Here is a 13,360-nt window from a genome sequence, read left to right on the forward strand (position 1 = left end):
CCCTCTGCGCCTTAGCGCCTTTGCGTGCGACAAATCTCCCAGGAGTCGAGAATGAGCCTGCTTGAATCGTCCAACTACGATCGCATCAACGACTACGCGTCGGTGAAGATCAGCCTCGCGCGGCCCCACGACATCCGGAGCTGGTCGTTCGGCGAGGTCAAGAAGCCCGAGACGATCAACTACCGGACCTACCGCCCCGAGAAGGACGGCCTGTTCTGCGAGCGGATCTTCGGCCCCGAGAAGGACTGGGAGTGCGCCTGCGGCAAGTACCGCGGCATGAAGTACAAGGGGATGATCTGCGACCGGTGCGGCGTGAAGGTCACGCACAGCCGCGTGCGCCGCAAGCGGATGGGCCACATCGAGCTGGCCGCGCCGATCGTGCACATCTGGTTCTTCAAGGCGATGCCCAGCCGCCTGGGGTCGCTGCTGGCGATGAAGACCACGAGCCTCGAGAAGGTGATCTACTTCCAGGACTACGTGGTGGTCGACCCGGGCGACACGCCGCTGAAGCCCCAGCAGATGCTCACCGAGGAGGAGTACCGCACCGCCCGCGAGCAGTACGGCGAGGGCGCGTTCGACGCCGACATGGGCGCCGACGCGATCCGCAAGATGCTCATGAAGCTGGACCTGGTGAAGCTTTCGGAGGAGCTGCGCGAGGAGCTCAAGACCACCGGCAGCAAGCAGAAGGCCAAGGACCTGATCAACCGGCTCAAGACGGTCGAGTCGATCCGCGACTCGGACAACAAGCCGGAGTGGATCGTGATGGACGTGATCCCGGTGATCCCGCCCGACCTGCGCCCGCTGGTGCTGCTGGACTCGGGCAACTTCGCCACGAGCGACCTGAACGACCTCTACCGCCGGATCATCAACCGCAACAACCGGCTGAAGAAGCTCGTCGACCTCAACGCGCCGGAGGTGATCATCCGCAACGAGAAGCGGATGCTGCAGCAGTCGGTCGACGCGTTGTTCGACAACAACCGCTGCAAGCGGCCCGTGCTGGGCAGCTCGAACCGCCCGCTGAAGTCCCTCACGGATATGATCAAGGGCAAGCAGGGGCGGTTCCGTGAGAACCTTCTGGGCAAGCGGGTCGACTACTCCGCGCGGAGCGTGATCGTGGTCGGGCCCACGCTGCGGCTGCACCAGTGCGGCCTGCCCAAGAAGATCGCGCTGGAGCTCTACCAGCCGTTCATCATCCGCCGCCTGAAAGAGCTGGGCCACGCCGACACGATCAAGTCGGCCAAGAAGATGCTCGAGCGGAAGGACGAGGAGGTCTGGGACATCCTCGAAGAGGTGATCACCAACCACCCGGTCCTGCTCAACCGCGCCCCCACGCTGCACCGCATGGGGATCCAGGCGTTCGAGCCGATCCTGGTCGAGGGCAACGCGATCCGGCTGCACCCGCTGGTCTGCAAGGGCTTCAACGCCGACTTCGACGGCGACCAGATGGCGGTCCACCTGCCGCTGTCGATCGAGGCCCAGGTCGAGGCCCACACGCTGATGATGTCCACGCACAACATCTTCAGCCCGGCCAACGGCGCGCCGATCATCAGCCCGTCGCAGGACGTGGTGATGGGCTGCTACTACACCACGATGGACGCGCCCGAGGCGCCCGGCGACGGCATGCTGTTCGGCAGCTTCCCCGAGGTCGAGCTCGCGTACGCGGAGGGCAAGGTCCACACGCACGCGAAGATCCGGGTCCGCCTGCCCGCGGGGCGTTGCCTGCGCGAGGAGATGCGCGACCCGTCGAAGCGGGGCCGGGTGATCGAGACCACCGTCGGCCGCGTCTTCTTCAACGAGATGCTGCCCGAGGGGATGCCGTTCTACAACGAGGCGATGGTCTCCCGCGCCCTGTCGAAGGTGATCAGCGACTGCTACGAGTTCCTCGGCCGGCGGCAGACGATCACGCTGCTAGACGACATGAACCGCCTCGGGTTCAAGACCGCCACCAAGAGCGGCCTGTCGTTCGCCACCGACGACCTCGTCACGCCGGACACGAAGGGCAAGATCCTCGCGAAGGCCGAGAAGGAAGTCCTCAAGCGGAACAAGCTGTACCACCGCGGCATCATCACCGAGGGCGAGCGCTACAACGGCGTGCTCGACGCGTGGACCCACGCCCGCGAAGAGATCACCGACGAGATGATGGACGCGCTGATGACGGACTTCCGCGGCAACAACTACGTCAACCCCGTGTACCTGATGGCGCACTCCGGCGCCCGGGGCGGCAAGGAGCAGATGCGTCAGCTCGGCGGCATGCGGGGCCTGATGGCCAAGCCGTCCGGCAAGATCATCGAGACGCCGATCAAGGCCAACTTCCGCGAGGGCCTCACCGTGCTGGAGTACTTCTCCAGCACGCACGGCGCCCGAAAGGGCCTGGCCGACACGGCGCTGAAGACCGCCGACTCGGGCTACCTGACGCGCAAGCTGGCCGACGTGGCGCAGAACGTGGTCGTCACGATGGACGACTGCGAGACCACCCAGGCGATCACCAAGGGGGTCATCTACCGCGGCGAGAAGGTCGAGGTCGGCCTGGCCGAGTCGATCAAGGGCCGCGTGAGCCGGCAGAACATCGTCAACCCGGTGACCGACGAGGTCATCGTCAGCGAGAACGAGCTGATCACCGCCGAGGTCGCCCGCAAGATCGAGGAGCTCGGCCTGGAGAAGATCCAGGTCCGCAGCCCGATGACCTGCCAGGCGCCGCTGGGCGTGTGTCGCAAGTGCTACGGCATGGACATGTCGACCGGCTCGATGGTCGAGGAAGGCATGGCCGTGGGCATCATCGCCGCTCAGAGCATCGGCGAACCCGGCACGCAGCTCACGATGCGGACCTTCCACATCGGTGGCGTCGGAAACCGCGACGTGGAGCAGTCGGACATCAAGGCCGCCAAGGGGGGCAAGGTCCGCTTCGCGAAGCTCAACGCGGTCCAAAACCAGGAAGGCAACCTGGTCGTGCTCGGCCGCAACGGCGAGCTCGCGCTGGTCGACGACCGCGGCCGCGAGGTCGAGAAGTTCGAGATCCCGACCGGCGCCACGATCCGCCTCGAAGAGGGGCAAGAGGTCAAGGCGGGCGACACGCTCTGCGAGTGGGACCCGCACTCGATCCCGATCCTCGCCGAGGTGGGCGGCAAGATCCGCTGGGAAGACCTGATCGAGGGAGAGACGATCCGCGGCGAGAAGGACCCCTCCGGCCAGATCCGCTACATCGTCATGGAGCACAAGGGCGACCTGCACCCGCAGCTCGTCATCGAAGACCCCAAGGACGGCAAGGTCCTCGACTTCTACTACATGCCCGAGAAGGCGCACCTGGTCGTGCGCGAGGGCGAGGAGATCGGCCCCGGCTCGATCATCGCCAAGACGCCGCGCGAAGCAGGCGGCACGCAGGACATCACCGGCGGCCTGCCGCGGGTGACCGAGATCTTCGAGGCCCGCAAGCCGAAGGACCCTGCGGTCATCGCGGAGATCGACGGCGTCGTCGAGATCCTCGCCGAGAAGAAGCGCGGCAAGCGCGCGATCATCGTCCGCAGCGACAGCGGGATCGAACGCGAGCACCTGGTCGGCCACAACAAGCACCTGCGGGTGCACACAGGCGACCCCGTCAAGGCGGGCGACTCGCTCGTCGACGGGCCGCTGGTGCCGCACGACATCCTGATGGTCTCCGGCGAAGAGGCGGTCCAGCAGTACCTGACCCGCGAGATCCAGAACGTGTACCGCTCGCAGCGGGTCGAGATCAACGACAAGCACATCGAGATCATCGTGTCGCAGATGCTGCGGAAGGTGAAGATCGACTCGCCGGGCGACACCGACTTGCTGCCCGGATCGGTGCTCGACAAGTACGACTTCCGCAAGGCCAACGACCGGATCGGCGACTGCCTGAAGATCTCCGAGAAGGGCGACAGCGAGTTCGAGGTCGGGGCGATCGTGCCCAAGGCGGTCCTCGAACAAGCCAACGCCCAGATCGAGGCCCTCGGCGGCGAGCTGGCCAAGGGCACGAAGCCGAAGAAGGCCACCGCCAGCACACAGCTGCTGGGCATCACCAAGGCGTCGGTCCAGAGCTCGTCGTTCATCTCGGCGGCCAGCTTCCAAGAGACCACCAAGGTCCTCACCGAGGCGGCCCTCGCCGGGCGGACCGACCACCTGGTCGGCCTGAAGGAGAACGTGATCCTCGGCCACCTGATCCCGGCCGGCACCGGCTTCCGGGCCACCAACGAGTCGGAGGTCCGGATCAACCCGGCCGCGCTCGACGCCCTGACGGCCGAGACCGCGAGCGTGCTCGACCGCCAGTTCCCGCTGCTCGACGGGGGCGGCGACGGCGAGAGCCACGCCGCCGCCCGCCCGGCCGCGCCCGGCAGCCTCGACGCGTTGCTCGGCGGCGACAGCGGGGGGAAAGAGTGACCCGGGTCACTGCGTCAGGCGGCGGGGCGGCGCCGCGGGCGCCGGCTCGCCGATTGACAGCGGCCGCGATCCCCGTAAACTACGGGGCTCGCACAAGAAACCCCCGCCGGCCCTCCGGGCCGGCCGACAGAAACCAGCGCGTAGCGCCTCAGAACTAGCGCCCCCCCCCCCGCATGCCAACGATCAACCAGCTAATCCGCAAGAACCGCAAGACGAAGAAGGCGAAGAGCAAGTCGCCGGTTCTCGATCGTTGCCCGTTCAAGCGGGGCGTCTGCCTCAACGTGCGGACGATGACGCCCAAGAAGCCGAACTCCGCGTTGCGGAAGATCACGCGTGTGCGGCTGTCCAACGGCAAAGAGGTCACCGTGTACATCCCCGGCGAGGGGCACACCCTGCAGGAGCACAGCATCGTGCTCGTGCGGGGCGGCCGCGTCCGCGACCTGCCGGGCGTGCGGTACCAGGTCGTCCGCGGCGCGCTCGACACGCTGGGCGTCGACGGCCGCAAGCAGTCCCGCAGCCGCTACGGCGCGAAGAAGGGGTAGCGGGGGCTGCCGGCTGTCGGCTGTCGGCCGTCGGCGAAAGGACCCCGTGCAAGAGTTTACCGTCAGCCGAATGCTGACAGCTGACAGCCGAAAGCCGAGAGCCAATCAATGGGCCGCATCACCGCCAGCCGCAAGACGCTCAAGCCGGACCCCGTTTACGGGTCGCTCCTGGCGAGCAAGTTCGTCAATTGCCTGATGAACGACGGCAAGAAGAGCACCGCGCTGGGCGTGTTCTACGACGCCCTCGACATCGTCCGCGAGCGCGTCCCCGGCGAGGAGCCGATCGAGGTCTTCACCCAAGCGATCGAGAACGTGAAGCCGGCCATCGAGGTCCGCTCCCGTCGCGTGGGCGGCGCCGCGTACCAGGTTCCGATGCAGGTCAACCGCAACCGGCAGCAGGCCCTCGCGATCCGCTGGATCCTGTTGGCCGTCCGCGACAAGAAGGGCCGCCCGACCGCCCAAAAGCTGGCCGAGGAGCTGATCGCCGCGTTCAACCGCGAAGGGACTGCGATGACCCGCCGCGAGAACGTGCACCGAATGGCCGACGCGAACAAGGCCTTCGCCCACTTCGCTTGGTGATTGCCCAGGGGCGTATTGCCGAGCGAGGAGCGACGAGGGGCGAGGGGTTAGGGACAAGGGTTCTCGGTGTAGAATCCTAGTCCTTGGCTCCTCGCCCTTTTGCATGCGCCGGTAGGAAAGAAGAACCGCCAAGACGCCAAGAGCGCCAGGGAACGCCAAGAAGTGACCGACCCTTTGAAAACCATCACCGTCGTAGGCGTACATCGAGTCGCCAATCACCCGGAGGTTTTCATGGTAGAGATAGAGTTGTCCGATTCGGAGGATTCCGATTTCGGACAGGTAACGCAGAGCATCGACGGTGTGAATAGGGAGTACTGGCAGGTCGCGTACGATGAACAGCCCATACCGCAGGGTGCAGGGAACCACTACGTGTTCTTCTTTCACTACCTCTATCTTTGCAAACCACTGCTGACTCCATTCGGGCAAATTGACCTCCCAAAACCGACTCCGCTGCCGAGTCACCTATCTCAGCTCAACTACGAACGACCATAACTCCCTTGGCGGCCTTGGCGCTCTTGGCGTCTTGGCGGTTCCCTACAAGCCGATAGCTGACAGCCGATAGCCGAAAGCCCCTCCCATGGCCGCCGACCTCACCAAGCTCCGCAACCTCGGCGTCATCGCGCACATCGACGCGGGCAAGACGACCGTCACCGAGCGGATGCTCTACGTCAGCTCGGCCAAGCACCGCGTCGGCGAGGTCGACAAGGGGACGACCACCACCGACGACGACCCGGAGGAGGCCGAGCGCGGCATCACGATCTATTCAGCCAGCGTCCGCTTCCCGTGGAAGGACGTCGCGATCAACCTGATCGACACCCCGGGGCACGTCGACTTCACGGCCGAGGTCGAGCGGAGCCTGCGGGTGCTCGACGGCGCGGTGGTCGTTTTTAGCGCGCGGGAGGGCGTGGAGGCCCAAAGCGAGACCGTGTGGCGCCAGGCGAACCGGTACCACGTGCCCCGGATCGCGTTCATCAACAAGCTCGACCGCGAAGGGGCGAACTGGGAGGAGGTCCTGAGCGAGATCGAGCAGCGCCTCGGCGCGCGCCCGATCGCGCTGCAGATCCCCGCCGGCGAGGGGCCGCCGCACGTGGCCAACCCGTTCCGGGGCGTGATCGACCTCGTGAAGCAAAAGCTCCTCACGTTCCCCGGCGGCCGCGACGGGCGGGAGGTCAAGGAGCAGCCGATCCCCGAAGAGCTGGCCGTCGACGCGCAGCTCTACCGCGAGCGGATGCTCGAGCAGCTGTACGACTACTCCGACGAGCTGATGGAGCTCGCCCTGGGGGGCGAGCCGATCCCCGAGGCGCTGATCCACCGCGTCGTCCGATCGGCGACGGTCCACCTGCAGATCCAGCCGGTGCTCTGCGGTTCGGCGCTGCACGGCATGGGCGTCGAGCCGCTGCTCGACGCGGTCGCCGCTTACCTGCCGCACCCGCTCGAGATGCCCCCCGTGACCGGCCTCGACCCCTCCGGCAAGGCGGCCAAGGGCAAGTCGAAACGCCGCGCCGCCGCCCAGAACGCCGCCGACGACTCGGGCGAAGCGAAGGCGGACGCCAAGAAGCTCACCCGCAAGCCCGACGCGAGCGAGCCCTTCTGCGGCTTGGTGTTCAAGATCCTCCCCTACAAAACGGGCGACCTCTACTGGGTGCGGATCTACTCGGGCGAGCTGAAGCCCAACAGCCGCGTGCTCAACCCGGGCAAAGACACCAAGGAGAACGTCGCGCAGATCTGGCGGATCCACGCCAGCAAGAAGGACGAGCAGCTCGACCACGCCGAGGCGGGCGACATCGTCGCCGTGCTGGGCCTGCGCGACAGCGTGACCGGAGACACCCTCTGCGACCCCCGCGCGCCGATCCTGCTGGAGTCGATCGACTTCCCGGAGACCGTCATCTCGATGGCGATCGAGGCAGAGAACTCCGAGGAGAAGAAGAAGCTGTCGGGCGTGCTCGACATGCTCCGCAAGCAAGACCCCACGTTCTCCGCTAGCGAGAACGAGGAGACCGGCCAGACGCTCATCTCCGGCATGGGCGAGCTGCACCTGGAGGTGATCCAGCACCGGCTGGCACGCGACTTCGGCCTGAAGTTCAAGGTCCACCAGCCGCGCGTGAGCTACCGCGAGTCGGTAGCCAAGCCGGTCGAGGTGACCGGAGAGTGCCACCGCAACATCAACGGCGTGCAGCACACCGCGGCGGTGCGGCTGCGTGTCGAGCCGTTCACCCCGACCGGACCCCTCGCCCACGTGGCGCCGCCGGTGGTGGTCTCGGCCGACCCGGCCGCCGCCACGACGGGCGGGCTGACCGGCGATTGGGTCAACCTGGTCGTCGAAGAGCTCGAGACCGCTGCCGAGGGGGGCGGAACGCTCGGGTTCCCGTTGATGCGGCTCAAGGTGACCGTTCTCGGGGGCGAGGTCCACGAGACCGACTCGACCGAGATCGCGTTCCGCACGGCGGCGTCGCTAGCGTTCGACAAGGGCCTCCGCGAGGCCGGCGTGGTGCTGCTCGAACCGATCATGGCCCTCGAGATCACCACTCCCGAGGACCACATGGGCGACCTGGTCGGCGACCTGCAGCAGCGGCGCGCTATCATCGAGCGGACCGAGCAGCGGGGCGGCGACACCGTGCTGTTCGCCCAGGCGCCGCTAGCGAGCTTGTTCGGTTATTCCAGCGCGATGCGGTCGCTGAGCCAAGGCCGGGCCAGTTGCAGCATGACCCCGAGCAACTACGCCGCCGCGCCCGAGGAAGTGGTGAAGACCTTCCTCGGCGAGTGATGGCCAAGCCAGCGGCGAGATAGGCCAAGCGGCTCGGCGGCGGAGCATCCGGGCCTCCGCACGCAAGTCGTTAACTCGGCGATATTTACCGACGGCGCCAGCAGGCCCGGCGTGTCTTGACCCTGCGGGGAGCGGTTCCTACGATCCGCCCCGATTGTCGCCGGATCGCGGCTGCGCGCCCGCGGTCGGCTGCGTCCGCGTCCCCAGGCAAGGAAGCCTGTCATCGCCCGCCGAGACCGTTTAGCGAAGCGATCTACGGTCCGCCTGAGGGCGGCCTGGGGGGCGGTGTGGCTGGCGCTAGTGGGCGCCGCTCGGGCCGACGTCGAGCTGCCGCGTCCCGACGTGGCGACGCCCATCACGATCGACGCCCGGCAAGCGTGGCGATCGACCGACGGCGCGTACCCGGTGTGGCGCCTGGAGGGCGACGTGCGTCTGACCCAAGGCGCCAACCACTACCGCGGCGGCGAAGCGATCGTCTGGGTCGAGCAACCGCAGCGGTGGGACCAACCGACGAAGCTGATCGTCTACCTCGAATCGGCCGGCGAGGGCCCGGTGCGGCTCGAGTCGTCCGCCGGGGACTCCGACCCGGCCGCTCCGCCCGCTTCGCGGCAAGAGGCGCCCGACTGGTTCGGCCGCTTGTGGTCGACGGGCGGCGTCCAGTGGAGCACGCCGCCGCCGGGCGAGGTCTCACTGGCCGAAAGCGATCTGTTCCGGCGCGCCCGCGCGCGGCTGCACGCGACGGGGCCCGACACGACGGGGCCGGACACGGCGGAGCCGGACGCGGCGGAGCTAGCGCGGCGAGCCGACCCGGCGGTGACCCCGGCGCAGTTCGCCGGCGACCCGTTCGCCGCGGTCGCCCCCGCCCCCGCGCCCGCGGCGCCGCAGCCCAGTTTCCGCACGATCGAGCTCGACGCGCGGCAGGGAACCGGGCTACAGGCGGAGCGGCTGACCTCGCCGATCTCGGGCGACACGGCCATCGTCCTCAAGGGGGGCGCGCGGCTGGTCATCACCGGCGTCGAGGCGCCCGGCTTGCCCGGCGCGGTGGGGCCGCTCGACCGCGTCGAGCTGGAGACCGACCGGGCCGTCATCTGGAGCGGCGGCGGCTTCGGCCTCGCGCCGGGCGTGGCGAGCACGCAGGCGGGCGACACGCCGCTGGAGATCTACCTGGAGGGGAACATCGTCTTCCGGCAGGGCGAGCGCGTGATCTACGCCGAGCGGATGTTCTACGACGCGCGTCGCAAGACGGGCGTCGTGCTGGACGCCGAGCTGCTGACCCCTTTGCCCCGCATCGACGGCCTGGAGTACCGCGGCCTCGTGCGGCTCAAGGCGGGCGCGCTGCGTCAGCTAGAAGACTCCCGGTACGTGGCCGACGACGCGCTGCTCACGACCAGCCGACTGGAGGAGCCGACCTACAGTCTGCGGTCCGACCGGATCACCTTCGAAGACTTCCAGCGGCCCGTGGTGGACCCGGTCACCGGCCGGCAAGCCGTCAACCCGTACACCGGCGCGCCGGTCTTCGCGCGGGAACAAAGCGCGGCGGCCGAGGGGAACCGGGTCGAGCTGGGCGGCGTGCCGGTGCTCTACTGGCCGCGGCTAGAGACCGACCTCGAGGAGCCGAGCTACTACATCGAGGACTTCCGGCTCCGCAACGACGCGATCTTCGGCTTCCAGGTGCTGACCGAGTTCGACGTGCACCAGCTGCTCGGCTCGAAGGCGCCCAAGGGGGTCGACTGGACGGCCGGGCTCGATTACCTGAGCGAGCGCGGCCTCGGCTACGGGACGTCTTACGACTATGTGGTCGATAGCTTCGCGGGCGCACGGGGCCCGGCGATCGGCGCCGCCGACCTGTGGTTCATCAGCGAGAACGGCCTCGACAATCTGGGTTTTGGCCGCCGCGACATCGTGCCCGAAGAGAAGTTCCGCGGCAGGGCGTTCTGGGACCATCGCCAGGACATCCTCGACGGCGTGTTCGCCGGCTGGACGAGCCAAGCCCAGGTGGGGTGGATCAGCGACCGCACGTTCCTCGAGCAGTACTTCGAGCAAGAGTGGGACGAATCCGCCGAGCAGCCGACCGGCTTGCGCCTGCGGCGGCGGATCGGCGTGCAGTCGCTGTCGGTCGAGGCGAACGCGCAGGTCAACGAGTTCTTCACGGTGACCCAGTGGTTGCCGAGGCTGGACCATTGGGTGATGGGCCAGGACCTGGCGGGCCGGCGGCTGACCTGGTTCACGCACAGCCACGTGGGCTACGCGAACCTGAACACGGCGACCACGCCGACCTCGCCGCAGCTCGCCTCGCAGTTCTTCCTCTTCCCTTGGGAAGAACGGGTCGAGGGAGAGCGGGCGGCCACCCGGCAAGAGATCGACCTGCCGATCGACCTCGAGCCCTACGGCGTGCCGGCCAAGGTCGTGCCGTTCTTCCTCGGGGAGGTCGCCCACTGGGGCGACGCGCTCACCGGCGACGACCTCCAACGCGCCTACCTGCACACCGGCGTGCGTGCGAGCGCGCCGTTCTGGGCCGTGAACCCGAACGTGCGCGACCGGCTGTTCAACCTCGAGGGGCTGGCCCACAAGGTGGTGTTCGACGCGGAGGTCTCCTACTCGGACGTGTCGGAGGACCTGAACGACCTGCCGCTCTACGACCCGCTAGAAGACAACGCGCTGGAAGAGATCCGCCGCCGGATCTTCTTCCCCACGATCCCGGCGACCCAAGACCCGCGGTTCTACCTGGTGCGGACCGGCATGCAGGGCTGGGTCGCCGCGCCGACCACCGAGATCGCCGAGGACCTGACCGTCGCGCGGGTCGGGATGCGGCACCGCCTCCAAACCAAACGCGGCGCGCCGGGCGCCCAGCGCGTGGTCGACTGGCTCACCTTCGACACCAACGCGAGCCTCTTCCCGGAAGAGGACCGGGACAACTTCGGCGAGCCGATCGGGCTGGTCGACTACGACATGTCGTGGCACCTGGGAGACCGGTTTACGGTTCTCTCCGACGGGTTCGTCGACGTGTTCAACGACGGGCTACGCACGTTCTCGGCGGGCGTGTCGCTCAACCGCCCAGCGAAGGGCAACCTCTACGTCGGCTACCGCGCGATCCGGGGGCCGGCGACCTCCGACCTGCTGTCGCTGCGGCTGAACTACCGGTTCGGGCCGAAGTGGGTCGGCTCGGCGTCGACGGTCGTCGACTTCGGCGAGGCGGGCAACATCGGCCAGAACTTCGCGATCAGCCGCATCGGCGAGTCGCTCTTGTGGACGCTCGGCCTGAGCGTCGACGAGTCGAAGGACAACGTGGGCGTGAGCTTCCTGCTCGAGCCGCGTTTCTTGCCGCTCACGAACCTGAGCAAACGCACCGGGATCGATATCCCCCCGGCCGGCCTGTACGGCCCCGAATGACGCCTGCGTCCCGGGGCCGCGAGGCGAGCGACTCCGGATGGCACGAACGACGCTTTCACCAACGGCTTATCCGTGCTAAGCGTGTCACCGTGGTTACTCGGCCCCGTAGAAAGACCCCAGCATGAACGACCTCCGGCCGAAGACCTGGATCGGCAAGTTCTCCTGCGCGTTCCGCGGCGTGTGGGTCGGCATGCGTGACCAGAGCAGCTTCGCGGTCCACTTCCCGGTCGCCGCGCTGGTGCTCGCTCTGGCTTGGTGGCGGAGCGTCACTTGGCCGGAGTGGCTCGCGCTGCTGGTCTGCGTGACGGTCGTGCTCTCCGCCGAGATGTTCAACTCGTCCATCGAGCAGCTCTCCCGCGCGGTCACGAAGGAATACGACGAGCACGTGCGGGACGCGCTGGACATCGCCAGCGGCGCGGTCTTCGTCGCGGTGATCGGCGCGGTGACGGTCGGCGTGCTGATCCTGCTGGGGCGCCAGTGGCCGTGACGGTGAGTGCGCGTCGGCCGGATACCGTCGGTCAGTCCAGCCAGTCCTTCTCGGCGAGGCGCTCGGGCACGTAGGTCTCGGTCACGTAGCTGATGTCCTTGGATATCAGCGATTCGACTTCGAGCTTGCAGTCGTTCTTGAGCATCCGACTGATCTCCGCCTGCCAAGCCCGTTTCTTCTCGAACCACGGGTACTTGGCGATCTGTCGAGCGCGTTTCTTGTCGCTGTCGTTCATCGCGATCTTGACGCTGTCCAAGTCATAGCGCTCCAGGTCGATGCTTCGGAGCCCCAGGTACTTGGCCTCGGGGATCGCCATCCGCTGCGACTCGAACGCCAGGTTGATCGACCCTTGCTTGAGCACGCTGTAGATGTAGTAGCCCCACGGGTCGTTGTCGAGAACGCAGTAGACCGGCAACTTCAACTCGTTGTGCATCCGGTAGAGCAGCCTCCTCACGCCGCGCGGCGGCTGGCCGGCCCCGTGGGTCAGGATGCAGTTGTGCTTTTCCCAGAACCGGTCTTCGTTGAACCGTTGCCAGACCGTGCCCTTTTCGACGTGCAGGATGAAGTCGGCGTGGCACTTCTTGGGGTCGAGTTGGATGATGTCGGGTTCGACGATCGACGGTATCGCGTAGCCCCCCGACCCCATCCGGCTGCAGTCGATCACGTCCCCCTTGTCGACGACGGTGATCGCCCCGACCAACGCGCCCCGGTTCTCCGCGTAGAGATGAAGCTCTTCCCGGATCGCCGAGAGCAGCACCTCGGTGTCTTCGATGATCGTGTCGCACTCGTTCTGATCGTCGAACGTGTTTTCCTTCGAGCCCTCGATGGTGTGCTTGAGCATGTAGTACAGGCCCCGCAAGCTGGTCGTCTTCCCTTCGTCCAGCAGCCGCTTGCACCCGCTGGCGACCAGCATGGTCCGCATATAGGACTTCGCCTGCGACAGGTCGAAGAGCTGCCGCCGGTTCTTGCTCGTGCCCATCTCGATGATCCCCTTCCGCGGCGAGTACCGCACGTTCGAGAGCGTGCGGCTCGGGATGTCGAGGAAGGGGTCCCGCTTCTTGTCGGCCGCGCGGACGACCTCGTCGGCCAGGCCCACCAGGGCGGCCATCGTCTTCTTGTCGCGCGCGGTGAGTTCGACACGCTTCTTCTTGGCGGGGGCGGCTTTCTTCGCGGTCTTCTTGGCCATAGCGACATCATCGGGGGTCGGTT

Annotated in this window: 7 protein-coding genes; 6 read left to right on the plus strand and 1 reads right to left on the minus strand. The window is 67.3% G+C overall.

The window, feature by feature from the left end; translation table 11 throughout:
• Positions 1–51 precede the first annotated feature (51 nt).
• From rpoC to RIC11_RS15185, 6 genes are all read left to right on the plus strand, one after another.
• Positions 52–4,389 carry a DNA-directed RNA polymerase subunit beta' gene (gene rpoC, locus RIC11_RS15160; RefSeq protein ID WP_350212765.1) on the plus strand — a complete coding sequence of 1,446 codons (4,338 nt, stop codon included), beginning with the start codon at positions 52–54 and terminating at the stop codon, positions 4,387–4,389.
• A gap of 173 nt (positions 4,390–4,562) precedes the next feature.
• Positions 4,563–4,931, plus strand: a complete 369-nt coding sequence (rpsL, locus tag RIC11_RS15165; RefSeq protein WP_350212767.1) for a 30S ribosomal protein S12 — start codon at positions 4,563–4,565, stop codon at positions 4,929–4,931.
• A 108-nt stretch (positions 4,932–5,039) separates the two neighbouring features.
• Positions 5,040–5,510 (plus strand): 30S ribosomal protein S7, encoded by a 471-nt coding sequence (rpsG, locus tag RIC11_RS15170; protein ID WP_350212769.1) that lies wholly within the window; start codon positions 5,040–5,042, stop codon positions 5,508–5,510.
• Positions 5,511–6,087: 577 nt separating this feature from the next.
• Positions 6,088–8,274 (plus strand): elongation factor G, encoded by a 2,187-nt coding sequence (gene fusA / locus RIC11_RS15175; RefSeq protein WP_350212771.1) that lies wholly within the window; start codon positions 6,088–6,090, stop codon positions 8,272–8,274.
• 300 nt (positions 8,275–8,574) lie between these two features.
• Positions 8,575–11,664 carry an LPS-assembly protein LptD gene (locus RIC11_RS15180; RefSeq protein WP_350212773.1) on the plus strand — a complete coding sequence of 1,030 codons (3,090 nt, stop codon included), beginning with the start codon at positions 8,575–8,577 and terminating at the stop codon, positions 11,662–11,664.
• A 121-nt stretch (positions 11,665–11,785) separates the two neighbouring features.
• Positions 11,786–12,151, plus strand: a complete 366-nt coding sequence (locus RIC11_RS15185; protein WP_350212775.1) for a diacylglycerol kinase family protein — start codon at positions 11,786–11,788, stop codon at positions 12,149–12,151.
• A gap of 31 nt (positions 12,152–12,182) precedes the next feature.
• On the opposite strand, the gene RIC11_RS15190 is transcribed toward RIC11_RS15185, so the two are convergent.
• Complete coding sequence (locus tag RIC11_RS15190; RefSeq protein WP_350212777.1) at positions 12,183–13,337, minus strand: DNA topoisomerase IV subunit A; 1,155 nt, start codon at positions 13,335–13,337, stop codon at positions 12,183–12,185.
• Positions 13,338–13,360: the final 23 nt, after the last annotated feature.

The organism is Botrimarina sp. (genome assembly GCF_040219535.1).
In the GTDB taxonomy this organism is placed as follows: Bacteria; Planctomycetota; Planctomycetia; order Pirellulales; family Lacipirellulaceae; genus Botrimarina.